This is a genomic window from Spongiactinospora sp. 9N601, from assembly GCF_044326295.1.
In the GTDB taxonomy this organism is placed as follows: domain Bacteria; phylum Actinomycetota; class Actinomycetes; order Streptosporangiales; family Streptosporangiaceae; genus Spongiactinospora; species Spongiactinospora gelatinilytica.
In genome coordinates this window covers 446590-468825 of sequence record NZ_JBIRBB010000004.1, presented here as the reverse complement: position 1 = coordinate 468825, position 22236 = coordinate 446590, and the positions used below count along the sequence as shown (strand labels likewise).

Genomic DNA, 22236 nt, shown 5'->3' with positions numbered 1-22236 from the left:
ATCAACCTCCCTGCGGTGGCAGCCCCGCCACCAGCGGCGTGTCCACCCCCACCGGACCGAGCTTGCCGGCGCCCCCGGGCGACCCGAGCGGCGCGTCCCGCCCCGGCAGGGTGAGGGCGAAGAAGGCGGCGTTGTCGGGCGCGTACGGTCGTAGCGCCCTGGGCAGATCGTCTTCGTAGTAGATCGCCTCGACCGGGCACACCGGCTCGCACGCGCCGCAGTCGACGCACTCGTCGGGCTGAATGTACAGGCTCCGGGCGCCTTCGTAGATGCAGTCGACCGGACATTCCGCCACACACGCGCGGTCCAGCTCGTCGACACACGGCTCAGCGATCACGTACGTCATGCCCTAGAGTTTACACAATCTTTTGTTGTAGAAACTCTCGACCAGGAGATACGCCGATGTCCCCACATCAAGAAGCCGAACTCGACGTACGGCCGCTGCGCAAGCCGGACAAGCACCCCACGATCTTCGCCACCTACCGCGCCCTGCCCGTCGGCGGCTCGTTCGTACTGGTCAACGACCACGACCCGAAGCACCTGCGGGAGGAGTTCGAGACCGACCACCCCGGCGGCTTCCACTGGGACTACCTCACCCGCGAGCCGCGGAACTGGCGGATCCAGATCACCAAACTCGCCACCACGGCGCTGCCCCGGATCCTCACCGACACCCGGCTGCCGGCGGGCGACCCCGACGCGACCGGCGCCGTCTGGAAACTCCAGGTCCACGAACGCGACCTGGACTCCAACATCATCGCCCTGCCCCCGGGCGGCACCATCGAGGCCCACTCCGGCCCGCCCCTCGACGTCCTCATCCACGTCCTGGCCGGTACCGGGCACCTGACCACCGAGCTGGGCGTACTCGACCTCGAACCCGGCGCCCTGCTCTGGCTCCCCCGCCGCTCCCACCGCCGGTTCACCGCGGGCCCGGACGGCCTGCGCTACCTCACCGTCCACCAACGCCGCCAGGCCCTTCCCATCGAACCCCGCCCCGCCTGATCCCTGTAACGCTTGCCTGTCGGGAGGAGATGACCAGGCAGGCAAAGGGGGCGTAATGGGAAGATCACGTACGGTGACGCTCGCGGGGATGGCGGCGTTAGGCGTGCTCACGGTGGCGGGCGGCTGCGGCAGCGCCGAACCGCCGGTCACCGTGACGGTCACCGCCTCCGAGCCCGACGCCCCGGACGACAGCCCGGACGACAGCGCCGAAGAAGGCGGCGCCCCGGCCAAGCGCGATCGACCGGCCGAACGACCACGCCCCCAAAGCTCGTGTCTGCCCGGCGGCGGAGACTCGGTCAAGGCGCCGTGCCCATCGGTGCGGAAATCACCCAGCCCGACCCCGATGATCACCGCCCCCATCCCCAGCGAGGAGCCGACCGGAACGGCGCCCGTTCCGGAGAGCGCCACCGCCCCGCCCCCCGACGACGGCGGGCCCGAGCAGCCACCGGAAGCGACCACGCCGCAATGACGAGTGATCCGCCCGTCGCCGAGAACCCGCGCCCGCTCGACGTCGCAGGGATGATCACCCTGCTGGTCGCCACGGGCGCGGCCGTGCTCATCTACATGGGCTGGGCCTACCTGGACGGCTACCTGCGCCCCTTCCTGCTGCGGCCGACGAGCCTGAACTTCCGTCCCGACGAGTACGCGCTGTTCGGGCTCAACCTCTTCACCCCCGAGTTCCTGCCCTGGATGGCCGCCGCCCCGCTGATCCTCGCCGCCTTCACGCACCGGGCGAGCCTGCACCGCCTGCTGCCCGCCCGGCTGCGCACGCTCGCCGCCGCCCTCCGCTCGCACCGCGCCGTACGCCCGCTGGGCAACGCCACCGGCGTCGGCGCGGTCATCACGTTCATCGCCCTGGTCCTGGCGGTCGCCGCCCTGCACGGCCGGGCCATCGGCACCAACCTCCTGCTGATCCTGATCATCCTCGGTTCCCTGCTGCTGACCTGGCCGTCCCGGCGCACCCCCCTGGGCCGGATCGGCTACGCCGCCGCCGTCACCATCTCCATCTTCTGCCTGCTGTGGATGGCCTCGCTGTACGCCCAGGAACGCGGCGCCCGCTCGGCCCGCATCCTCATGGACTCACTCCCCTACAAGGCACAGGTGGCCCTCTACACCGCCGACACACTCGCCCTCAACGCACCCATGGTGCGGCGCGAGTCATTGGGCAAGGGCACCTACAAATACCGATATCTGGGCTTACATCTGCTGCTCATCCGTGGTGAGACCTACTACCTGATCCCCGAGATCACCGCGGCTCAGTGGGAGCAGGGCCACGGCCGGGCGTTCGTCTTCAAGGAAGAGGACGACATACGCGTGGAAATCCTGCCCGGCACCCGCCCGGGTTGAGAGCGATAATCGGCTGTATGGACCGCGAGAAGATCCGGCGACTACAGGCCCAGCGCGCGACGCACCGGGCACTGCGCTGGCAGCGGCAATACCAGCGGGCCACCCTCACCGGCAAGGTCATCCTCATCGGCATCGCGCTGGTGGCCATGGTCGTCATCACCGCCCTGTCCGGCCTGGTGCGCTGAGCCGCGCGCGCGTCAGTACGCGGCGTCGAGCCCGGCCCGCTGCTCCGCCGTCAACTCCAGGTCCACAGCGGCCAGACTCTCCTCCAGTTGCGCCACGGATGAGGCCCCCACCAGCGGAATCATCGGAATGTCGCCGCCGATCAGCCAGGCGAGCACCACCTGATTGACGCTCGCCCCCGTCTCCCTGGCCACCTCCCGCACCGCCGCGAGCCGCCTGGCCGTCCCCGGGTGGTCGAGCGCGGCGTCGAGCGGCTTGTCCTCGCGTACGTAACCGCCGCCCAGCAGGGGCGAGTACGCGACCAGCGCGAGCGCGGGCTCGGCCCGCAGATAGCTGAGCAGGTTTCCGTCCACCACACCGATGTCGCCGTCCGGCGAGCGCAACGTCGGCCGATCGGTCCGCCGCCGCAGGTAGGTGTGGTGGTACTGAAGTACTTCATACCCGGGCAACCCAGCCGCCGCCGCCAGATTCCGCGCCCGCTCCAGCCGCCAGGCCCAATGGTTGCTCGCCCCGAGCAACCCCACGGTCCCGTCCTGTACCAACCCCGCGAACGCCTCCACCGTCTCCTCCAGCGGCACGCCAGTGCCTTCGACGTATACGTGCGCATACAGAAGGTCCAGCCTGTCCACCCCAAGCCGCTCCCGGCTCCGCGCCGAAGACTCCCTGATCACCTTGGCCGACAGCCCCTCAAGGTCCGTAGAGGGGGCATTCGCCGGAACATTGGGCCGCCCCCCGAGCTTCGTGGCGATCACCACCTCATCGGTCACCCCACGACTCCGCCGCCACCGCCCGATCAGCGCCTCACTCTCACCGCCCTGAGTGCCATTGACCCAGTAGGCGTAGTTGTTGGCGGTGTCGATGAAGGTCCCGCCGGCCTCCACGAAGCGGTCAAGAATGGCGAACGACGTCGCCTCATCCGTCGCGGTCCCGAACAACATCGCGCCCAGGCTCAGCACGCTCACCTGACGGCGCGTATTCGGGTCAACACCAATCGCGCGGTACTTCATGTAAATCAACTCCTTGCCCGGATGAACGAGACGCCAGGAGCCTACGAGCTAGAGCCGACTCTAGATCAAGCCCTAACCTTGCCCCCATGTCGACGGAAACCCCCGAGGGCCTCAGCATCGGCCAGGTCGCCCAACGCACCGGCCTGAGCGTCCACACCCTGCGCTTCTACGAACGCGAGGGCCTCCTGGTCACCCCCATCCACCGCAATTCCGCCGGCCGCCGCGTCTACACCGACCAAGACGTCGAATGGCTCCACCTCTGCACCAACCTCCGCGCCTCCGGCATGCCCCTCCCCGCCATCCGCCAATACGCCGACCTGGTCCGCCAAGGCACCGGCACCGAACAACACCTCCTCACCCTCCTCCACCAACACCGCGCCGAGGTCACCGCCCAAATAGCCCACCTCACCCATTCCCTCGACCTCGTCACCCACAAAATCACCGCCTACACCACCCACCTCTCCCAAAACCCCACCACCCCCACCGCCACCCCCTGCACAGGTAGTTCACACAGCCCTCGGCGAGCCCCCTCTGCCTGCGATCCATGACGCCTGCCGGCCTATCGTGGAGGCCGCCTCAGTCGTCGGATCGATCTATCCTTTGCCACGTAGCGGATTTGGATCGCGCTTGTCCGATCATCTTTACCAGCCGCTTCCTACGGAGCGCGGTGAGAAGATTGATGACTTGCTGAGGCCCGAGGCCGGCCTGCCCAGCGATTTCGGCCCTCGAAAGCGGCCCGTCTTCGAGGGCGTCGTATACCTTGGCTTGTAGTGGGGTGAGGCTTGCAGGCGTGGCCTCAGGGAAGCCATCGGTCTCCTCGCCGCCCGCGCCATCAATGGTGAGGCCCAAATCATCGGCATCGGCAGTAAGCCGATAATACGCAGATCCCCGGGTACCGATCTGTTCGACTATCCCCAGTTCAACGAGCTCCTTCAATTCCTTTGAGGCAGCCCTGCTGTCCAGCACACCCGTCGCAGCCCGAAAGCTGCTGTTCGTAAGATCACTTCCGTTCCGCATCATTACTAGCGCCGTCATTTGCGACCTGGTCAGCGGGCGGCTCGACACAGAACTCAGCCAACCCAGGGCCTCTTGATCTAAAAGCGTATGGTTGGGGAACTCTGCCTGGAATATGCCGATCTCATCAATGAAGGTGGGGGATTCCATACCAACCTGAGTGAGCGCATATCTCATCCGCGCGATGCCGGTTCCGCGGTTCTCGCAGACCATATGCCCATCGCCCATAGGGGTGTCTTCCAGGATTTTGAGCAGCGCACGATTGCGAGACGACGAGATCGTATTGGTCCCTAGCGAATCAATCGTCACAGGACCGTACAGCCCACCTGGATTACGGATGACAAGTCTGTCCGGATACAGCTCGACCTGGACCTGCATACCACGTGCGAATTCGGAGTAGTCTCGATGCACAAGTGCGTTCACTATCGCTTCGCGAAGGACTTCTTCGGGATACTCCCACTCATCGGTTCGCAGGATTCCGGACACTATACTTCTTCGCCGCATATTCCGCTTCAGGGTGCGGATGCACTCGCTGACCATATACGGGATAGAGCCGTCTACCGAACGGTTCTCAGAGAACCTTTCTCCACGGGGACCCGGAACGGCCGCCTCGACATTGGGATACGTAACGACCGTGATGTTCAGCTGCGGCTCAAACTGCTGGGGGTAGATGCCGAATGCCAGAAGTCCGGCGAGAGTAGGGACCAGTCGGCCTTCATACCTGGTAAGCACGTTCAGCATGACCAGGCTATCCTCGTCCTGCTGGCGACTGAATATGGGCCCCTTGGTATCTCTGATGCGCCGCAGGAAGCCTGCGATGGAATCACCGTCCAGGTCCCCTACGCCTGCTTGAACGATCGGCTTGATGTCGAAGCTTTGTTCAGCCCTGTTGGCAAGGAGCACCGAAATCTCATAGTCGGTCAGCTTGCGATCACCATCCGCCACGCGGTAACGAGACCCCGCCCATGGGCCAAGGGCACGCTTATGACAGGGACGCTGATCACGGGGTATCAGCGGAATATCGGCGACAACAACCGCTTTACCGTCGATGATCACAGTAGAGATTTCTGCGCGCACAGGAGGTTCGAGATCCGCGCACACGCTAGCCAGCTGGCTTTCGATTTGCCCTGGGTCGCGCACCCCTACAACACTGAAATCTCTCTTCTCCTCCACTCCGAGAATGATCGTGCCGCCCCGGGAGTTCGCGAACGCGCTGATCGTCTCCCAAGTAGAGATCGGTAGCCCGCCCTGCGATTTCTTCACTTCACAGGTGGAGTGGTCGGCTCCCAGCCTCCGCAGCCCCCTCAGCAGATCTTCGAGCTCTCTCGCGTCCATCCGTCTCGCCTCTGTATGCACCAACATCGCGTCTGTGTGGACACACACTACATGTGTATGGACGCAGAGCTCTTGTGTCTACTGCTCGATCGTCGTGATCTTTGCTGTCCACCGGCTCGCTGAGGGGACATTCGTTACTTAGGTCACATGGAGCCTGACAGCAGGGTTCAGCACTGAGGGCGTTGGACCCGAGTGGTTCAGCGGTCCCGGCTCGGTGAGCCATCCGTGATGACCAGAAGTTCACGGGCCAGTCGAAGGTGAGACGCACCGCCAGGAGTCGGTTGATCGTGTCGTGGCGGTTGTGCGTGTGATCGTGCGGGAGTGGCGGAGGCCATGGCCGAGGGTGCCGAGGCGACCCCTGAGGCGCGCCCACTACTGCCCCCGAAGATCGACAAAGGCCACTTCCAGTGGTCGGAAGTGGCCTTTGACCTGGTGCGCGGCTGAGAGGACTCGAACCCCTAACCTTCTGATCCGTAGTCAGATGCTCTATCCATTGAGCTACAGCCGCTCGCCGCCTCTTGGCGACGTGAAGACTCTACCATCTGCTCGCTGCTGGTAGTGCCGGTCGTGGTTCGCGGGCGGCTCCGGCCGGGGGTACATCGTTGGATGTAGGGGGGCCATCCCTGGTGGGGAGGGTCTTGGGGGAAACAGGTGATGTGATGGGGGTATGAGGCGGGATCTGCTGTTCGCTGGATTGGCGTTCGCGGGCGGGCTGGTCTTGTTGGCCACCGGGGTTTCGGTGGGCTGGTGGTGGTCAGGGTCGTCGGCGTGGGTGTTGGCCGGGCCGTTGGCGTTGGTGTGTGCCGGGGTGGCGGTGCGGCGGCGGGCGCCGTTGGTGGCGCTTGGGCTCGGGGTGGCCGGGGTGGCCGGGGATCTGTGGTTCGGGCCGACGCTGGGCACGATCGTGATCTTCACCGACAACCTGTACTCCGCCACGCTCTACGGCCCGCGCAGGATGGCCCCCTGGATGGTGTGGATCACCTGTACGCTCGCCGTCGTCATCGGGAGTGTCGCCGGGGTCGTGTTGTGGGACTGGCGGTGGGTGGCGGTGGCCGCGGTGCAGGCCGGGCTGGTGTTGACCACGCCGGTGTTCAGTGCGGTGATCCTGCGGCAGCACCGGGACCAGGCGCAGGCGGAGCGGGCGCGCGCCGAGCAGGTGGCCCGGCTGGCCGAGCTCGACCGGCGGGCCGCGGTGAACGCCGAGCGGGCCCGGATGGCGCGGGAGTTGCACGACATGATCGCCAACCATTTCAGCGCCATCGCGATCCAGTCCACGGCCGTGCTGTCCCGCCGTGACCTGGACGGTGAGGCCGTACGCGGGGTGCTCACGTGCATCAGGGAGAACAGCGTCCAGGGGATGGCGGAGATGCGCGCCATGATCGAGCTGCTGCGCCAGGAGGGCGGCGGCGAGCAGGGCGAGGCGACCAGGCGGCGGCTGGCGGACTCGGAGGATCTGGTGGAACGGGCGCGGCAGTCCGGGGTGGACGCGTGTCTGCGGGTGTCGGGCACCCCGGCGGAGCTGCCGGCCTCGGTCGATCTCGCCGGTTACCGGATCGTGCAGGAAGCGCTGACCAACGTACTCAAGCACGGTGACCGGCGGGCCGACGTGGCGATCGACTACGTGGCCGACCGGGTCACGGTGACCGTGGAGAACCCGGTCGCGAACGGGCGTACCCGGCTGCCGGGGGCGGGTACGGGGCTGGTCGGGATGAAGGAGCGCACGGCGCTGGTCGGCGGGTCGTTCGAGGCGGGGCCGTGCGAGGGCGGCTGGCGGGTGTGGGCGGAACTACCGGCGACGGCGGGGGCCCTGCCGGGCGCGGAGGGCTGACCGGTGGCGATGATTCGGGTGCTGGTCGCCGACGACCACGCGGCGGTGCGGGCGGGGCTGGTGCTGATCCTGGGCGGAACGGACGACATCGAGGTCGTCGGGGAGGCGGCGGACGGGGAGCAGGCCGTCACGATGGCCAGGGAGCTGCGGCCCGACGTGGTGCTGATGGACGTCAGGATGCCGCGGCTGGACGGGATCTCGGCGGCCCGGGAGCTGGGCGGGGTCGCGGACGTGCTGATCCTGACGACGTTCGATCTGGACGAGTACGTCTATGGGGCGTTGCGCGCGGGGGCGGCCGGGTTCCTGTTGAAGAACACCGACGCCGACTCGCTGGTGTCGGCGGTACGGCTGGTCGCCCGGGGCGACGGGATCATCTCGCCGTCGGTGACGCGCCGGCTGATCTCGACCTTCGCCGACCGGACAGACCGAGCAAATCGGATAGACCGGCCAGACCGGTCAGACCGGTCAGATCGAGCAGTTCGGTCAGACCGAGCAGTTCGGGAGGAGGGGGTCGAGCGGGGCCGCACGGCCCCCCGCACCACCCCGCCCGCCGCGAAGCCCGGCCCGCCCGGTGAGGCGGCGCTGGCTTCGTTGACCCCCAGGGAGCGGGAGGTGCTGGCGTGCGTGGGCCGCGGCCTGTCCAACGCGGAGATCGCCCGCGAGCTGGACATGGCCGAGGCCACCACCAAGACCCACGTCAGCCGGGTGCTCAACAAGCTCGGCCTGCGCAGCAGGGTGCAGGCCGCCATCTACTACGGCGACCGCGAGCCATGACGCGGCCCTTGGCGGCCCTACTCGCCAGGGACGGCGAGGAGGTTGAGGACCTCGATCTCCGCGCCGGGACAGGGCACCTCGCCGCCTCGCTCGCCGTCCAGGCAAGCCCCGCTCTCCTCCTTCGACGCCGGCCAGTAGAGGGTCGAGGTGGGACTGGACGAGATGCCGACCCCCCAGTGGTAGCCGTCCTCGGAGGTCTTGGTGCCGATGCGGGCCCGCTTGCCGGTGGACATGTCGTAGATGGCCGGCCCGCCGTCGTCGATCTCGACGAAACGGCCGTGGATGTCGGGCGCGATGCCTCCCGGGCTGCCGCGCTCGGACGCGCTCGTGACGCTTCTGCGGCCGGCGCCGTCGATGGCGAAGGTGATCAGGCCGGCCGGGGAGCGGCCGATGCACCACTCCACCCCGCAGCGGACGCTGGTCACGCCGGAGGCGTCGGTGGGACGTACGGTCTCCCAGGTTTCCAGGTTGACCAGTTGGTCAGGGCCTCGATGCGCCCATGACCCGGCGTAGAGGGTGAGGCCCTCGGTCCCCGGTACGACCTCCGGGGCGCCGCCCGTGAGCGGGACGCGGTAGAGGATCTCCTCGCCGGTGAGGGACCACACGATGTGATCCGCGGTCACGGCGATCTGCGCGATCTTGGCGATGGGGCCGGTGATCTGCGCGATCTGCCGGGCGATGCCGCCGTCGCGCGGCAGCACCCAAAGGTCGGCCCATTCGGCGTCGTCGTTGGGGCGGGTGCCGTACCAGGCGATGTGGCCGGGGCCGACCTCGACGTCCTGCGGGAAGTAGCCGGCGATGCCGGGAGGGGCCGGCATCTGGCCGAGGACCCGGCTCTGCCGCGCCGTGGTGTCGTAGATCTCCAGGCGGCCCGCCCGCTCGAACGAGGACTCGGCGGTGACCAGGATCTCGGTCGGGCCCAGCGCGGTGACCGGGCGGTACATCCAGCCGTCGGACGCCTCCGCCGGCATCGTCGTGACCGCGGCCGGCCACACCTCGGACGCCATGCCGGGTGCGGGCCCCGCGCCGGGCCGCAGGCCGCCGCGCGTCGCAATGTCTTCGGGCGAATCGGTGCTCAGGGCGACCGCGGTGTCGCGCCCTTCACCGCCCCTGTGGGCGAAGGGCGCGGCGAGCGTCGTGCCCGCGCCGATGACCGCGACGACCGCGGCGGCGGCGAAGGCGGCCCGCCACCGGCGGCGCGTACGGCGGCGCCTGCGCCCGGCCACCAGCTCGACGAGATCGTCCTCGGGCTCGGGCGCGCGCTCGGCCATCCCCCTGAGCACGCCGCCGATCTGCTCTTCCGTTCTCCATGTCATGACGAACACCCCGAATCCCCTGCGGTGGCGGCGACCTCACCGAGGAACGCGGCCCTGGTCGGCCGCAGCACCCGTAGTTTGGACAGGGCCCGCGACGCCTGGCTGCGGACCGTGCCCGCGGAGATGCCCAGCATGGCGGCGATCTCCGCGTCGGACATGTCCTGGTAGTAGCGCAGCACCAGGACGGTCCGCTGCTTTCGCGGCAGGGCCCGCAGTTCGTCCCACAGCACGGAGTCGCCGCCGATCCGGTCGAGGTCGCCGTCGTGGTACGCGGCCTCGGGGACCGTCGCCATCAGGTCCTCGCGCCTGCGTCTGCGCCACCAACTGATGTGAAGCCGTGCCATCGTCGTGCGGACGTAGCCCTCTGGGTCGTCCTTCTTGCGCACCCGCGGCCACGCGCCGTCGAGGCGCAGCAGCGCCTCCTGCACGAGGTCGGCGGCATCGTGGGCGTTACCGGTGAGCACGAAGCCGTACCGGTACAGCGCACCGCCACGAGCGCGCACGAACTGCTCAAAGTCCACTAACCAGGGACGCACGAGGACCCCCGTCCGCTGCACACGGTCACCAGAAATCCTGGCCCGTCGCCGCACGCGGCAGAAAACCGCAGGTCGGCGGCGGGGGGCACGGGCTAGGGTTGCACGGCATGCGATCGATCTTCATCATCACGGGTGTCCAGGCGTCGGGCAAGTCCACGGTGGCCCGCCTGCTGGCGGAGTCCGCGGCGCTGCCGAGGTCCGTGCATGTGGGGGGTGACGTCTTCCGCAGGATGGTGGTCAACGGGCGGGCCGAGATGACGGCGGAGCCGTCGCCGGAGGCGGTCGCGCAGTTGCGGCTGCGGCACCGGCTGACCGCGACGGTGGCGGACGCCTACTTCGAGGCGGGGTTCGGGGTCGTGGTCCAGGACGTGATCATCGGCCCGCACCTGGGGGAGATGGTGGCGGCGATCAGGTCCAGGCCGTTGCACGTGGTCGTACTCGCGCCGAGCGTGGCGACGGTGGCGGCGCGGGAGGCGGCGCGGTCCAAGGACGCGTACGGGATCTGGACGATCGAGGCGCTGGACCGGACATTGCGCACCGAAACCCCCCGGCTGGGGCTCTGGCTGGACACCTCGGAGCTGACGCCCGAGGAGACCGTTGCCGAGATTCTCAGCAAGGCCGCAGACGAAGCCCGTATCTATCCGTAACACTATCCGTTATAACGGCAAATACCAGTACAAGTCCGGTCAACCCAGTGGCCGGGCGAGACGTCATGACGGACGAGGTAAGCCTGCCTTAGGGGAGGCCCGCGATGAACCATCTCGCGAGCGACGACCTTCTGGACGCCGGCCCGCCAGGGGCGGTCCCGGCAGGACGCGAGCCTGCGCGGAACGCGGCCCTGCACGGAACGCGAGCCTGCGCGGAACCAACGCCAGGACCGGAACCAACGCCAGGACCGGAGGCACCCCCAGGACCGGAGGCAGCGCGAAGTCGGCAAGCAGCACGAAGACCGGAAGGAGACCGGTGGACGGCCGGGTCCGGGAAACAGAACCGCTCAGACGCACGAAGAGGGATGGTCATGGCCGTGACGAGGGCGATGCGTCAGGCGCTCCTCGCGGAGATGCGCAGGCACACCGGCGTGGGTGACGCGATCGCGGAGGCGTTCCTCACCGTGCCCAGACACGTCTTCCTGCCCGAGACGCCGGTCGAGCAGGTCTACCGTGACGAGGTGATCGTCACCAAACGCGGCGCGGACGGCATGCCGACCAGTTCGTCATCGCAGCCGACGATCATGGCGGCGATGCTCGGCCAGCTCGCCGTACGCCCGGGTGACCGGGTGCTGGAGATCGGCGCGGGCACCGGGTTCAACGCGGCGCTGCTGGCCACGCTGACCGGCTCGGGCGGCGAGGTGGTCAGCGTGGACATCGATCCGGACCTGGTGGAGGCCGCGCGTTCCAACCTGGAGGACGCGGGATGCTCCGGCGTCACCGTCGTGGCCGGCGACGGGACGGACGGCTTCGCCGCGGGCGCGCCGTACGACCGGATCATCGCGACCGTGGGCGCGTGGGACCTCGCGCCCGCGTGGCTGGAGCAGCTCGCGCCCGGCGGGCGGATCGTGGTCCCGCTCGACCTGTACGGCGTGCAGCGGTCGGTGGCGCTGGAGCGCGCGCCCCGCCAGACGTCCGGACGCTGGGGCAGCGTCTCCGTGCTGTCCTGCGGTTTCATGCGGATGCGCGGCCCGCTGGCCGGTCCGGAGCGCTACGAGGTACTCGACCCCGCCACCGGCCTGACGATCTTCCTGCCCGACGGGCGCGACGCCCACGGCGTGCTGAGCGCGCTGGAGGGCCGGGTCACCGCGCGGGCCGTGGCGACCGGGCTGCCGGTCGATCCCACGGTGCTGTTCGACGGGTTCAGCCTGTGGCTCGCCGTACACGAACCGCGCTGGTGCACCCTGTGGGAGGCGGCCGGCACCCGGCTGCCGCCCAGCCCGCTGACCATGCAGGGCACGTCGGTGTCCGCGGGCATCCGGGACGGCGGCGGCATCGCCCTGCTCACGACCGAGAAGACCGGCCGCGACGCGGGCTGGGGCGTCGGCTACCCGTCGCAGGTGGAGGAGGTCGTCGCGCGCGGGTACGGCCCGGACGGCATCCGCCTGGCCGACGAACTCGCCGCGCACGCGCGTACCTGGCTGGCCGCCGGCCGTCCGATGACCGACACCCTGCACATCGACGCCTACCCGGCCACCATGTCCGTCTCGACCGCCCCCACGACCCCGCTGCTCGAAAAGCGGCACACGACCCTCGCGATCACCTGGCCCGCCTGCTGATTCATGGCACGATCTGCAACTGGGCCATCATGCCCAGCGAGGAATGATCCAGGAAGTGGCAGTGGTAGACGTACCGGCCGAGGTGTTCGGTGAACCGCACCTTGATGCGGGCCGACGCCCCCGGCGGGACGTAGATCGTGTCCTTGCGCCCCAGGTCGGTCGGCCACGGCGGCTCGCCGTCCCGGTCCAGCACCCGGAACTGCTCCAGGTGCAGGTGGAAGGTGTGGTTGATGCCGCCGCGCTCGACGTCGGCGTTGTGGATCCGCCAGATCTCCGTGGCCCCCCGCCTGACCTGGAAGTCCACCCGCTCGGGGTCGTACTCCCGCTCGTTCATCAGGTAGCGCCACTTGGGCGTGGTCAGGTCGAGGTTGAAGACCACGTCGCGGGTCACGGTGGCCTCGGGCAGGTCCGGTAGCGGGCGCAGTACGTCGGGCACCCGGCTGTGGTCCCTGGCCCTGCGCACGACGTCGAAGCGCAGCACCGTGCCCGACGTGTCGTGCATCGTCACCTGGTCGCCCGGTTTGAAGCGGGAGAAGTCCACCACCACGTCGGCCCGTTCGCCCGAGCTGATCAGCAGCTCGCGCATCGGCTGCGGCGCGGGCAGCAGGCCGCCGTCCGAGCCGATCTGGATCAGCGGCAGGTCGCCTTCCAGGCGCAGCCGAAACAGCCGGTGCGTGGTGCCGTTGAGCAGCCGGAACCGGTACTTCCTTGCGGCCACCCTGAAGTAGGGCTGCGGGCGTCCGTTGGCCAGGAGGGTGGTCCGGGTGTCCGGCACGTCGTAGATCAGCTCGCCGTCCTGGCCGATCAGGGCGTCCCTGATCATGATCGGCACGTCGTACCGGCCCCTCGGCAGACCGTACTTCGCCTCCGCCGGGTCCTCGATCACGTAGAACCCGTGCAGGCCCGCGTAGACGTTGCGGGCCTCGGTGTGGTGGCTGTGGTCGTGGTACCAGAGCGTGGTGCCCTGCTGGGTGTTCGGGTAGTCGTAGACGCGGAAGCGCCCCGGGTCGATCACGTCCATCGGGTGGCCGTCGCTGACCGCGGGCACATGCCCGCCGTGCAGGTGGACGTTGGCCGCGCGGTCCAGGTCGTTGTGGTACTTGACGATCGCCCGGCGGCCGGTCCTGGCCCGGAAGGTGGGGCCGACGAAGCCACCGCCGAAGGTCAGCACCGGGGTCAGCAGGCCCGGGACGATCTCGACCCGGGCGGGCTTGATCCGCACCTGGTAGACGTCGGCGTCCGGCCGTACCTGGACGGGCCTCGCCACCGGCGGCAGCGGCATCTCCACCGAGAAGGCGGGGACGTGCGCCAGCCGGCGGGGACGCGGGCCGTGCCGGCCGTACCGACCGTCCCGGCCGGGGGGCAGCAGCGCCGCCGCGCCGGTGAGTCCGCCGAGCGCCAGCAAGTTTCGCCGGTTGAGCAGGTGATTCCCAAGCCGGTTGTGCATGTGATTCCCAAAGAGGTCGGTCGCGAGGAGAGCCAATGGTCCTGCGCACACTCTCGCCGCCGCGGCGATCGGCGGAAATCACGACTCGGGGGGTACGGAAATCATTGGCGAACACATGGGCGTGCGAACACCAATAGCCCCCCGAAGTACGACGGAAGAGTACCTTGGCGTAATGGATCACAGTGCGCGGGCCGCGGGCGCGGTCGTCGGGTCTGCGGTGGGCGACGCGCTGGGCGCGCCGTTCGAGTTCGGCCCGGCGGGCGCGTTCTCGGCACGGTTCCCGAAGCCGGGCGCGGGCGACGAGATGTGCGGGGGCGGCGGCTGGGAGCCCGGCGAGGGCACCGACGACACCCAGATGGCCCTGCACGTCGCGTACTCGCTGGTGGAGCGCGGCGGGCTGGACCTGCCCGACATCTACAAGCGGTTCAAACGGTGGGCCAAGGCCGATCCGAAGGACATCGGCCTGCAGACCCTGTCGGTCCTGAGCAGCTTCCGCTCGTGGGACAAGGCCGCGGCGCACCACTTCAAGACCAGCCTCCGCGCGGCCGGGAACGGCTCGCTGATGCGCGCGACGCCCTCCGCCGTCCACTTCGCCGCCCAGGGCAGGGCGGCCACCATGGACGCCGCCCGCCGGATCGCCGCCCTCACCCACGGCGACCCGGCCGCCTGGGAGGGCACCGCGATCTTCCATGAGCTGGTGCGGGTCGCGCTGGACGGCGGCGACCCGCTCGCCGCGATCCCGGACGCGCTCGACGCGGTCGATCCCGGGCAGCGCGACCGTTATGTGACCGTGCTGGCCGAGGACTGGCATCCGAGCCAGGCCACGGAGTTCAACGGCGCGGTGTGGCCGTGCCTGGGGTCGGCGGTGTGGGCGTTACGGACGACCTCCGGCTATGAGGGGGCTCTGCGCGCCGCCATCGACCTCGGCGGCGACACCGACACGGTGGCGGCGGTGACCGGGGGGCTGGCGGGCGCGGTGTACGGCCTGGCGGCGATCCCGGAGCGCTGGACCGCCCCGCTGTACGTGCCGCTGCCCGGCTCCCGCGACCATGAGGTCGTCCGCCTGGACGACCTCATGGTCCTCACCCGGCGGCTCCTTTCCGGTTAAACGTGGAACCAATGAATGCGGCGGCAGGCCGTGCAGACGAAACAGGCCGCGTCCCGATTGGCCCAGTCGAGATTGAACAAACTCATGCCGGTGGTCTGGAGTTTCCAGCGGTGGCTTTCGAAGACGTCGTTGTCGCACGTGTCGCAGATAAGTTTCCGGCCGTTGGGAAATGTGACAGGCGCAGGTTCCGTCATGAACTGGATGCTAGCCAACGGAATCGGGAAATACGCGTGCCTTCCGGGCTCCGCCGCCGTTCCGTGCGGTGGACGTGCGATGCTGGAGGTGACCCCCGGGAGAGGGGGTCGGCGTGCCCGCCGGACATATCCGACGTATCGATATCGCAGGGGTCTCCTACACCCGGCGGGAGGCGCCGGACGACCTGCCGTACGTCCGTGCCGTGGACACCTTGCGGGCGAGCGACACGCCGCGCGGGCGCAGGATCGTCGCGGCGCTGGTCGTCCTTGAGGGCGTACTCGGCTCCGGCGCGCTCAACGAACTCCTGGACCGCATCGACGACGAGGCCGACCCTCTGGACTGGCCCGAACTCCTCACCGCCGCCCGCGACCTGACCGGCCCCGAAGACAAATGATCCCGGCGAGGCCGAGGCGGCGGCTTCCGCCCCCGGCAGAGCCGCGCCGCCAATCGCCTTCGCTTCCGCCTTCGGCAGAGCCGCGCTGTCGCGCGGTCAATGGTCTTCGCTCCGCTCAGCCGCGTTCCTTGGTGCCGGGCTCCGCCCGACGTACGGCAAGCCACCTCTCACCGCCCCACCGTGCCCATCGGCGGCCCCGTACCCGGCGCTTCCCGTGCATGGCGCCCCTCGCCGTACCAAGCACCGACCAGACATGCTCTCGCCGACGCTCACCAGACGGTCGTCAGATGAACACCCTGATGCGCGCGAATCCACCTCCCGGGACACAGCATCTTGCGGGGCCTGTCCCGCTAGGGGTGGCCCAAGGGCCGACCTCGGTGAGTTCGCCGACCGGGCCGGGACCGTGAACCCGCGGAACCGGTAGTGGCGAGATACCCATGACCACGAACCCCACAGGAAGGCCCGCCGCATGCGATGGTGCCTACAATGAAAGCCCCTCCCGCCACCCGGCTGAGCGACGACGAACTCATCCGGGCGTCCCTCACCGACCCGGAGGCGTTCGCCGGGCTGTTCGACCGCTACTCGGGGATGCTCTACCGCCACGTCTCCCGCCGCCTGGGTCCCGAACCCGCCGAGGACCTGGTCGGTGAGACGTTCCTGATCGCCTTCGCCCGGCGGAAGCACTACGACCTGTCCTACCCCGACGCCCGCCCGTGGCTGTTCGGCATCGTCACCAAGCTCGTCTCCCGGCACCATCGCACCGAGGCGGCACGCTACCGCGCGATGCTCCGGGCACCGGTCGAGGCCAGCGTGGAGTCCCCGGCCAGGCAGGTCGCCGAAGGCGTGACTGCACGAGCGACCCGCCCGGCGCTCGCCGGCGCACTTGCCGCGTTGTCCGCCCGCGACCGCGACGTGCTGCTGCTGTACGCCTGGAGCGACCTGTCCTACGAGGAGGTGGCCCGGGCACTCGACATCCCGATCGGCACCGTACGGTCCCGGCTCAACCGGGCGCGGCGCAAACTGCGCGCGAAGCTCGGCGATCTCAATCCGATGCGCGAGGAGGAGACGTGACCATGGACGACCTGACGGACGACCTGACGATGCTGCGCTACCTCGGCCGCGAGCTGGAGCACGAGCCCCCCGCCACCCTGGTACGGCAGCGCGCGCGCCTGGCCGAGAACGCCGCCACCCGGCCCAGGTGGGGTGTTCGGAAGTGGATGCTGGTCGGTGTGGCCGCCCTGATCACCGCCGCCGTCGCCCTCACCCCCACTCTGCTGATCGGCGACCGGGCGGGTCGGCCGGTGGCCGCCCCGCCCGACCCGCGCCCGGCGAAGCTGACCGAAGCCCTCTCCGTACTGCTGGTCGGCACCGACAGCGAGATGGGCACGCCCCGCTACCGCCTACCGGGAGCGCGCAGCGACACGATGCTCCTGCTGCACCTCCCCGCCGACGGGAAACGACCCACGGTTGTCAGCATCCCGCGCGACTCCATGGTCCGGCTTCCCGCCTGCGCAATCCCCAAGGGGGCAGACCCCTCGCTCCCCAACATGATCAATTCGGCGTTCCACAACGGCGGGCTGAGCTGCGCGTGGCGTACGGTCGAATCTCTGACACGCATCCGGATCGACCACGCCGTGCAGGTGGAGTTCACCGGTTTCGCGGAGATCATTGACGCGCTCGGCGGCATCGAGGTCACCATCCCCGCCCCCATCGACGACCGTCAGGCGAAGCTGACCCTTTCCAAGGGGAGGCAACTGCTCGACGGGAAGGCCGCGCTCGGTTACGCCCGGCTGCGACGATTCGGCGACGGCAGCGACCTCGCACGGATCGGCCGACAGCAGCAGGTGATGCGGGCGATGCTGAAGAAGGTGCGCGCGACGACCCCGGCCGAACTGCTCGGCCTGCTGGACACGCTCAAGCAGTCGGTCACGACGGACAGCGGACTCGACACTCGGACGCTCGCGGCCATCGCAGGGACTCTCGCGGGGACCGACCCCGGCTCGATCAGGTTCGTGACGGTGCCGACCATGCCGCATCCCGGAGATCCCAACCGGCTCGCCTGGCGGGAGAAGGCGGCGGAACAGCTCTTCGCCGCCATCCGCGAGCACCAAGCCGAGTAGATCACCCCTGGCCTTCGGCGTGGGCGCGCTACCACGCGCCCAATCGCCGGGACCTTGTTCGCCCGCCCCAAACGGTCAACCGCCACCTCCGTACGCACACTCGACATCACCTCCCGCACCGATCCGCCTCTCAAAGAGATCAGGCATCGCCCAACCGCGACAGAATGCCGAGTTGCACCGTCAGCGCCGCCGCCAGTTCGTACGGCCCCTGCCGGGCGAACTCGTGCGGCACCCCCGCCGCCCGCTGCTCAGCAGTAGGTGGCGCATACTTCGTCGCCCACCACCAGCCCTTCTCCACTCGGACCCGCCACCCCGGAAAAGTGCTCTCCAGCGCGGCGAAGTGGGCACGTTCCCTGTGGCTCAACGGGTCCATTGGACACCTCGCCATGAAGTGCGCGGGCGGGCGGCGTTGTGGGGCACGCCGCCCACCCGCGCGGCACGGCACGGCCTCGGACGATCGGGTTGAGGCCGCCGCGCGATCCGGATGGCGGCGCGGGCGGGGAGGACACCTTTCCCCCGCCCACGCCCGGCGGGCCCGCGCCGGCCCGCCGTACGGCACGGCGGCGCGTCGCACTCCCTCACCACGCCGCCGCACCCGCTCATCGGGTGTCCTCCCACGCGTCCCCCACCATGGCGACGGTCTCGCCGTCCCTGCGGTACGCGGTGACCAGCGTGCTGCCGTACCGATAGTCATAAACGCCCCCATGAGGCGCAGGCACCAACCGCGCGTACCGAACCCGCCCCCGCCCAGCCGAATAGGACCCGAGCGCCTCCAGCATCGCCTTTTCCCCGGCGACCTCGTCCTTGGTCACCCCACCGGCACCGCATTGACCGGCATCTACCTCCCATACAACGAAAAGGTCCTCGTCTTGGGCGGTAGACCCGAGCATGGCCTCTTTAGGGGCAATAGTCGGTCTTTCATCACTCACGGGTCACAGACCTCCTCTATGGCCAAGGAGCCCATCGAGCGTCGCCGGCGTCGCGGCGGGTCCCGTCATTGATCGGCACTTCGACTACAGGTTGCCCATGAAGGCGCTTGGCCGGGCCGCGCCAGACCGGACGTTTATCCGGACGTTTTTACACCTCCCGAAACAGGGGAGCGTACGGTGAAGGCGCACCGGAGGTTCCTCGATAGGGATACGGATGGCGAACAAGGTCATAGGCAACTTGCACTATTGCGACACAACGCCGGATATACACAGGAATCCTTAGTGGCCGCCTTCATTAAGGAAGCCCTACATCTCGGCGTTGACGCCTCCGTGAGCGTGCGGCAGTTACGACGGTGGGAACGGGAGACGCCACCGCCGCTACCCCACCCGAGCCAGCAGATAGTCCTGGAAGTTCTTTTCGGGCTACCTTTAGCAGAAATGGGGTTCGAGGTTCCCGCCCACCGCGTGACGATCGACCTGCCGATCAGCGATGCTGAAGAGGTGAAGCGGAGGACATTCGTCGCCGGCACGGGCGTTCTCGCCGCCGCTGGGCTTCTCCCCACAAGGCCAGGGCCACGCATCGGCGTCACCGACATCGACCACCTGCGCATGCGGCTCGACGGCCTGTACGGGACGGACCATTCCACCGGCAGCGTGCCCGCCATGACCCAGGCGACTCGGATCGAGGTCGAAATCACACAGGCCCTTGAGAGCGCCCGCTACACCGCACCCATCGGCCGTCACCTTCAGGCGATGCTCGCCGAACTGCACGGTGACCAAGCCTGGTACTACTACGACGGCTGCCAGGTCGCCGCGGGCCGGGCCAGGTGCATGGAGGCGTTTTCGGGGGCGCAGCTCATCGATGACCCCCTGTTGCAGATCTCCGCCCTGGAGACGCTTGTCCTGCTCGCCGTCAAGGATGGCCGCGCTTGGGAGGCGCAGTGCGCCGTTGAACACGCCTACCGCCTCGCCCAGCGGGCCGGGGCAGTCCCGGCCGTTCACGTAGTGGTCGCGCTTCGCGACGCCAATACCGCTACGCACACGGGCGACCTGGCCAAAGCGCGTCGCGCGCTGAATCGTGCGATGGCTCACCACGCCCGCGTCGACAATGATCCAGACGTGCCCCGTTGGGCACGGTTCATCGGCCCGTTCGAGATCGATCTCGCTACGGCCGACATGTACCTCCGGGCAGGCCGGCCGATGCGAGCGGTGCCGTTCCTGCGCGCCGCCGTACGCGGTATCGGCGGTGATCTACCGCGCAACAGCGCCAAGTATCGGGTGAAACTCGCCCGTGTACTGCTTGACGCGGGAGAGCTGGAAGAAGCATGTAAGGAGATGGACACCGCCCTCGATGCATGTGCCCAGATCGCCTCTCCCCGCCTGGTGACCAAAATGCGGGAATTCGACAAGGCCGCTGCCCGTTTCGACAGCCTGATGGCGGCCGAGTGCCGGGAACGCGTTCGCCACGCCATACAGAGGGGGCCGCGTGGGGCGGGATGAAGGTCTCTCGGTCGATCGCTTGAACGGCATGGCAGCCGGACAAGCCGAAAATGACTTCCGCTCGGTATACGCCGAGGCATTCGCCGAGCCGCCGTACAACGAGACGGCGAGCGATATCGAGGCCGGCTTCCGCCGTTTCCGCGCACAGATCCGCAAATCGACCTTCAGCGGGGCGCTGGCCCGCACCGATGGAGGCGAACCGGTCGGAATCGCCTACGGATATCTGCTCGATACCAATACCCGGTGGTGGGACGACGTCACGCCTCCGGCGTCAGAGGGCATGCGACGCGAAGACGGGCACCGCACCTTCGGGTTGATGGAACTCGCCGTACGCCCACAGTGGCGCAGGCGCGGGGTCGCACGTCTGCTTCACGGCGCGCTGCTCGATGGAACAGGCGCTGAGCGCGTGATCCTCAACGTTCACCCAGCGGCGGTCGCAGCGACGGCGGCTTACCGATCATGGGGATACCGCCGGGTAGGCGCGACGCGGCCATCGGCGGGCGCGGATCGTCACGACGTCATGCTGCTTGAGCTGCGGTGATACCCCCCCCAAACGCCGACTGGATCGCTACGGCGAACGTCTAAATTGCGGAAAAGCCCGGCTATACGGTCGTTCGACGTAGCCACTCCAGGTAGGTGGTCGATCCGCCGTCGATCGATGTGAACGTGACTTCCGGGTTGTCCCATGGATGGCGCTCCACGAGGTGAGCTTCGAGCGCCGGATAGCTTTCCCGGGTCGACTTGAGCACGACTTGCCATTCCTCGGCCTCACCGAGCTCGCCTTGATGCCAGAACACCGAAATCGCCGGGCCGAATACCTGACCCGAGGCGGCAAGCTTCGACTCGACCGCTGAACGGAGGAGGGCCAAGGCGGCGTCCCGGCCGGCTGTGGTCGTCGACACCTGAACAAAGTCCGTCATGCTGGAACTCTAGATCTCTGCCCAACAAGCGGCTGTCCTCCCCTGAGGGCACCGCGTACAAGTATGGCCTGCACCTTCAGTGATGTCCGGGCAATGGAGGATCTTGCGGGGTGTACTGAATAGGTGCCACAAGCTGCTCAAGCGTGATGTCTGCCGCTGTCCTTCATCTCAAGGTGGACATCCCGCCGCTATTAGGAGAGATGCGGGGTGCGCAGCGTTGTCCACAGGCTGTGCATGTCTGACCGGCGTGCCCGTCACCATCCTTCGCTTTGGGCGCTGACCGTACGCCGTACACAGTGTGGGTGCAGCGAAGGTCACGGGGCCGTTGGAAGTGAGGATTCCCAGTAGAGAGCGGGATACGAACATGCCGGTGGCGCAAGCGTCGGGCGAAGCCCGACATCAAGAACACGACTGAGCGAAGCGAAGGCCATTGAGCGCGCGACAGCGCGGCCCCGCCGAAGGCGGGGAATCGGCCCGGGAGGGGCGATTGTTACGGCGGGAAGCGGCCAACGGTGGGGGGGTTTGGAAGAAGGCCGTTTAGCCGGTGCCTGGTACGGCGAGTAGGCAGGGCGCACGCGAAGGGCCGGGCACAGGGCGTTACCGAGCACGGCGGGGCGGCGAGAGACGGCTTGCCGTACGTCGGGCGAAGCCCGACATAGAGAACACGGCTGAGCGAAGCGAAGGCGATTGAGCGCGCGACAGCGCGGCCCCGCCGAAGGCGGGGGCATCGCCCCGGAGGGGGCTACGTCGGGCGAAGCCCGACATAGAGAACACGACTGAGCGAAGCGAAGGCCAGTGAGCGCGCGACAGCGCGGCCCGGCCGGAGGCGGGGGTGGGGGGCGTCGGGGGTGTGTCGTGTATTGACGCGAACGGGAGGAAAGGATACGTTCCGGTAGATTTCACGGTCGTCCAAGGGAAATCCGGTGAGATGCCGGTGCGGACGCGCCACTGTATCCGGGACGTCGAACGATCCCGGGAGCCAGGTCGCTTGGTGGCCGTGACCTCGTCAGCGGGACGC

At 68.5% G+C, this 22236-nt stretch carries 25 protein-coding genes, 1 tRNA gene and 1 riboswitch; of the genes, 15 read left to right on the top strand and 11 right to left on the bottom strand.

Going from position 1 to position 22236, the window contains the following annotated elements; genetic code table 11:
• Window position 1: 1 nt before the first annotated feature.
• Window positions 2-346, bottom strand: coding sequence for a ferredoxin (gene fdxA / locus ACH34R_RS11985; RefSeq protein ID WP_397561434.1), 345 nt, complete (start codon window positions 344-346; stop codon window positions 2-4).
• 56 nt (window positions 347-402) lie between these two features.
• Here fdxA and ACH34R_RS11980 point away from each other — a divergent pair, with 56 nt between their 5' ends.
• From ACH34R_RS11980 to ACH34R_RS11965, 4 genes are read left to right on the top strand one after another with little or no spacing between them, the layout of a single operon-like run.
• Window positions 403-999: a DUF2249 domain-containing protein gene (locus ACH34R_RS11980; protein WP_397561433.1), complete on the top strand. Its 597-nt coding sequence runs from the start codon at window positions 403-405 to the stop codon at window positions 997-999.
• Between the two features lie 55 nt (window positions 1000-1054).
• Entirely contained in the window at window positions 1055-1468 is a 414-nt protein-coding gene (locus tag ACH34R_RS11975) for a hypothetical protein (protein WP_397561432.1), read from the top strand.
• A complete protein-coding gene (locus ACH34R_RS11970; RefSeq protein ID WP_397561431.1) occupies window positions 1465-2346 on the top strand; it encodes a hypothetical protein in 882 nt (293 codons plus the stop codon). Before ACH34R_RS11975 ends, ACH34R_RS11970 begins: the two co-directional genes overlap by 4 nt.
• A 17-nt stretch (window positions 2347-2363) precedes the next feature.
• On the top strand, window positions 2364-2531 hold the full coding sequence (locus ACH34R_RS11965) for a hypothetical protein (RefSeq protein ID WP_397561430.1): 168 nt from the start codon (window positions 2364-2366) through the stop codon (window positions 2529-2531).
• A 12-nt stretch (window positions 2532-2543) separates the two neighbouring features.
• Here ACH34R_RS11965 and ACH34R_RS11960 read toward each other — a convergent pair whose 3' ends face one another.
• Entirely contained in the window at window positions 2544-3536 is a 993-nt protein-coding gene (locus ACH34R_RS11960; RefSeq protein ID WP_397561429.1) for an aldo/keto reductase, read from the bottom strand.
• 86 nt (window positions 3537-3622) lie between these two features.
• Here ACH34R_RS11960 and ACH34R_RS11955 point away from each other — a divergent pair, with 86 nt between their 5' ends.
• Complete coding sequence (locus ACH34R_RS11955; RefSeq protein WP_397561428.1) at window positions 3623-4084, top strand: MerR family transcriptional regulator; 462 nt, start codon at window positions 3623-3625, stop codon at window positions 4082-4084.
• A 28-nt stretch (window positions 4085-4112) separates the two neighbouring features.
• Here ACH34R_RS11955 and ACH34R_RS11950 read toward each other — a convergent pair whose 3' ends face one another.
• Both ACH34R_RS11950 and ACH34R_RS11945 read right to left on the bottom strand, forming a co-directional pair.
• Entirely contained in the window at window positions 4113-5885 is a 1773-nt protein-coding gene (locus ACH34R_RS11950) for an ATP-binding protein (protein WP_397561427.1), read from the bottom strand.
• 435 nt (window positions 5886-6320) lie between these two features.
• Window positions 6321-6393 (bottom strand) — tRNA-Arg (locus ACH34R_RS11945).
• 159 nt (window positions 6394-6552) lie between these two features.
• On the opposite strand from ACH34R_RS11945, the gene ACH34R_RS11940 reads away from it, so the two are divergent.
• Both ACH34R_RS11940 and ACH34R_RS11935 read left to right on the top strand, forming a co-directional pair.
• Entirely contained in the window at window positions 6553-7713 is a 1161-nt protein-coding gene (locus tag ACH34R_RS11940) for a sensor histidine kinase (protein ID WP_397561426.1), read from the top strand.
• Between the two features lie 9 nt (window positions 7714-7722).
• Window positions 7723-8487, top strand: coding sequence for a response regulator (locus ACH34R_RS11935; protein WP_397561513.1), 765 nt, complete (start codon window positions 7723-7725; stop codon window positions 8485-8487).
• Between the two features lie 17 nt (window positions 8488-8504).
• Here the strand turns inward: ACH34R_RS11935 and ACH34R_RS11930 are convergent, their stop codons facing one another.
• Entirely contained in the window at window positions 8505-9803 is a 1299-nt protein-coding gene (locus tag ACH34R_RS11930) for a hypothetical protein (protein ID WP_397561425.1), read from the bottom strand.
• Window positions 9800-10339, bottom strand: coding sequence for a SigE family RNA polymerase sigma factor (locus ACH34R_RS11925; protein WP_397561424.1), 540 nt, complete (start codon window positions 10337-10339; stop codon window positions 9800-9802). Before ACH34R_RS11925 ends, ACH34R_RS11930 begins: the two co-directional genes overlap by 4 nt.
• Window positions 10340-10446: 107 nt before the next feature.
• On the opposite strand from ACH34R_RS11925, the gene ACH34R_RS11920 reads away from it, so the two are divergent.
• Window positions 10447-10986, top strand: a complete 540-nt coding sequence (locus ACH34R_RS11920; RefSeq protein ID WP_397561423.1) for an AAA family ATPase — start codon at window positions 10447-10449, stop codon at window positions 10984-10986.
• A gap of 371 nt (window positions 10987-11357) precedes the next feature.
• Window positions 11358-12605, top strand: a complete 1248-nt coding sequence (fxlM, locus tag ACH34R_RS11915) for a methyltransferase, FxLD system (RefSeq protein WP_397561422.1) — start codon at window positions 11358-11360, stop codon at window positions 12603-12605.
• A 1-nt stretch (window position 12606) separates the two neighbouring features.
• Here fxlM and ACH34R_RS11910 read toward each other — a convergent pair whose 3' ends face one another.
• The gene (locus tag ACH34R_RS11910) at window positions 12607-14052 is read right to left on the bottom strand and encodes a multicopper oxidase family protein (RefSeq protein WP_397561421.1); all 1446 of its coding nucleotides are present in this window, start codon (window positions 14050-14052) and stop codon (window positions 12607-12609) included.
• A 172-nt stretch (window positions 14053-14224) separates the two neighbouring features.
• On the opposite strand from ACH34R_RS11910, the gene ACH34R_RS11905 reads away from it, so the two are divergent.
• The gene (locus ACH34R_RS11905) at window positions 14225-15160 is read left to right on the top strand and encodes an ADP-ribosylglycohydrolase family protein (RefSeq protein ID WP_397561420.1); all 936 of its coding nucleotides are present in this window, start codon (window positions 14225-14227) and stop codon (window positions 15158-15160) included.
• Here ACH34R_RS11905 and ACH34R_RS11900 read toward each other — a convergent pair.
• Window positions 15157-15354, bottom strand: a complete 198-nt coding sequence (locus tag ACH34R_RS11900; RefSeq protein WP_397561419.1) for a hypothetical protein — start codon at window positions 15352-15354, stop codon at window positions 15157-15159. The two genes, ACH34R_RS11905 and ACH34R_RS11900, sit on opposite strands and share 4 nt — an antisense overlap.
• A 113-nt stretch (window positions 15355-15467) precedes the next feature.
• Here ACH34R_RS11900 and ACH34R_RS11895 point away from each other — a divergent pair, with 113 nt between their 5' ends.
• From ACH34R_RS11895 to ACH34R_RS11885, 3 genes are all read left to right on the top strand, one after another.
• The gene (locus ACH34R_RS11895; protein WP_397561418.1) at window positions 15468-15749 is read left to right on the top strand and encodes a hypothetical protein; all 282 of its coding nucleotides are present in this window, start codon (window positions 15468-15470) and stop codon (window positions 15747-15749) included.
• 486 nt (window positions 15750-16235) lie between these two features.
• The gene (locus tag ACH34R_RS11890) at window positions 16236-16820 is read left to right on the top strand and encodes an RNA polymerase sigma factor (RefSeq protein WP_397561417.1); all 585 of its coding nucleotides are present in this window, start codon (window positions 16236-16238) and stop codon (window positions 16818-16820) included.
• 2 nt (window positions 16821-16822) lie between these two features.
• A complete protein-coding gene (locus tag ACH34R_RS11885; RefSeq protein WP_397561416.1) occupies window positions 16823-17869 on the top strand; it encodes an LCP family protein in 1047 nt (348 codons plus the stop codon).
• Window positions 17870-18008: 139 nt separating this feature from the next.
• Here the strand turns inward: ACH34R_RS11885 and ACH34R_RS11880 are convergent, their stop codons facing one another.
• The gene (locus ACH34R_RS11880) at window positions 18009-18233 is read right to left on the bottom strand and encodes a hypothetical protein (protein WP_397561415.1); all 225 of its coding nucleotides are present in this window, start codon (window positions 18231-18233) and stop codon (window positions 18009-18011) included.
• 235 nt (window positions 18234-18468) lie between these two features.
• Window positions 18469-18681: a hypothetical protein gene (locus ACH34R_RS11875; RefSeq protein WP_397561414.1), complete on the bottom strand. Its 213-nt coding sequence runs from the start codon at window positions 18679-18681 to the stop codon at window positions 18469-18471.
• A gap of 555 nt (window positions 18682-19236) precedes the next feature.
• Here ACH34R_RS11875 and ACH34R_RS11870 point away from each other — a divergent pair.
• Complete coding sequence (locus ACH34R_RS11870) at window positions 19237-20298, top strand: hypothetical protein (protein ID WP_397561413.1); 1062 nt, start codon at window positions 19237-19239, stop codon at window positions 20296-20298.
• Complete coding sequence (locus tag ACH34R_RS11865) at window positions 20285-20839, top strand: GNAT family N-acetyltransferase (protein ID WP_397561412.1); 555 nt, start codon at window positions 20285-20287, stop codon at window positions 20837-20839. The genes ACH34R_RS11870 and ACH34R_RS11865 overlap by 14 nt, the downstream gene beginning before the upstream one ends.
• Before the next feature lie 61 nt (window positions 20840-20900).
• On the opposite strand, the gene cutA is transcribed toward ACH34R_RS11865, so the two are convergent.
• Complete coding sequence (cutA, locus tag ACH34R_RS11860; RefSeq protein ID WP_397561411.1) at window positions 20901-21218, bottom strand: divalent-cation tolerance protein CutA; 318 nt, start codon at window positions 21216-21218, stop codon at window positions 20901-20903.
• 873 nt (window positions 21219-22091) lie between these two features.
• A riboswitch (cobalamin riboswitch) is annotated at window positions 22092-22225 on the top strand.
• Window positions 22226-22236 lie beyond the last annotated feature (11 nt).

What these genes read in the sequence shown, in the direction of transcription:
- ACH34R_RS11940 (WP_397561426.1), top strand. Translation starts at nt 6,553, where the DNA reads ATGAGGCGGGATCTGCTGTTCGCTGGATTGGCGTTCGCGGGCGGGCTG.
- ACH34R_RS11900 (WP_397561419.1), bottom strand. Translation starts at nt 15,354, where the DNA reads ATGACGGAACCTGCGCCTGTCACATTTCCCAACGGCCGGAAACTTATC.
- ACH34R_RS11965 (WP_397561430.1), top strand. Translation starts at nt 2,364, where the DNA reads ATGGACCGCGAGAAGATCCGGCGACTACAGGCCCAGCGCGCGACGCAC.
- ACH34R_RS11930 (WP_397561425.1), bottom strand. Translation starts at nt 9,803, where the DNA reads ATGACATGGAGAACGGAAGAGCAGATCGGCGGCGTGCTCAGGGGGATG.
- ACH34R_RS11920 (WP_397561423.1), top strand. Translation starts at nt 10,447, where the DNA reads ATGCGATCGATCTTCATCATCACGGGTGTCCAGGCGTCGGGCAAGTCC.
- ACH34R_RS11910 (WP_397561421.1), bottom strand. Translation starts at nt 14,052, where the DNA reads ATGCACAACCGGCTTGGGAATCACCTGCTCAACCGGCGAAACTTGCTG.
- ACH34R_RS11935 (WP_397561513.1), top strand. Translation starts at nt 7,723, where the DNA reads ATGATTCGGGTGCTGGTCGCCGACGACCACGCGGCGGTGCGGGCGGGG.
- ACH34R_RS11950 (WP_397561427.1), bottom strand. Translation starts at nt 5,885, where the DNA reads ATGGACGCGAGAGAGCTCGAAGATCTGCTGAGGGGGCTGCGGAGGCTG.
- ACH34R_RS11970 (WP_397561431.1), top strand. Translation starts at nt 1,465, where the DNA reads ATGACGAGTGATCCGCCCGTCGCCGAGAACCCGCGCCCGCTCGACGTC.
- fxlM (WP_397561422.1), top strand. Translation starts at nt 11,358, where the DNA reads ATGGCCGTGACGAGGGCGATGCGTCAGGCGCTCCTCGCGGAGATGCGC.
- fdxA (WP_397561434.1), bottom strand. Translation starts at nt 346, where the DNA reads ATGACGTACGTGATCGCTGAGCCGTGTGTCGACGAGCTGGACCGCGCG.
- ACH34R_RS11975 (WP_397561432.1), top strand. Translation starts at nt 1,055, where the DNA reads ATGGGAAGATCACGTACGGTGACGCTCGCGGGGATGGCGGCGTTAGGC.
- cutA (WP_397561411.1), bottom strand. Translation starts at nt 21,218, where the DNA reads ATGACGGACTTTGTTCAGGTGTCGACGACCACAGCCGGCCGGGACGCC.
- ACH34R_RS11980 (WP_397561433.1), top strand. Translation starts at nt 403, where the DNA reads ATGTCCCCACATCAAGAAGCCGAACTCGACGTACGGCCGCTGCGCAAG.
- ACH34R_RS11885 (WP_397561416.1), top strand. Translation starts at nt 16,823, where the DNA reads ATGGACGACCTGACGGACGACCTGACGATGCTGCGCTACCTCGGCCGC.
- ACH34R_RS11955 (WP_397561428.1), top strand. Translation starts at nt 3,623, where the DNA reads ATGTCGACGGAAACCCCCGAGGGCCTCAGCATCGGCCAGGTCGCCCAA.
- ACH34R_RS11905 (WP_397561420.1), top strand. Translation starts at nt 14,225, where the DNA reads ATGGATCACAGTGCGCGGGCCGCGGGCGCGGTCGTCGGGTCTGCGGTG.
- ACH34R_RS11960 (WP_397561429.1), bottom strand. Translation starts at nt 3,536, where the DNA reads ATGAAGTACCGCGCGATTGGTGTTGACCCGAATACGCGCCGTCAGGTG.
- ACH34R_RS11870 (WP_397561413.1), top strand. Translation starts at nt 19,237, where the DNA reads ATGGGGTTCGAGGTTCCCGCCCACCGCGTGACGATCGACCTGCCGATC.
- ACH34R_RS11890 (WP_397561417.1), top strand. Translation starts at nt 16,236, where the DNA reads ATGAAAGCCCCTCCCGCCACCCGGCTGAGCGACGACGAACTCATCCGG.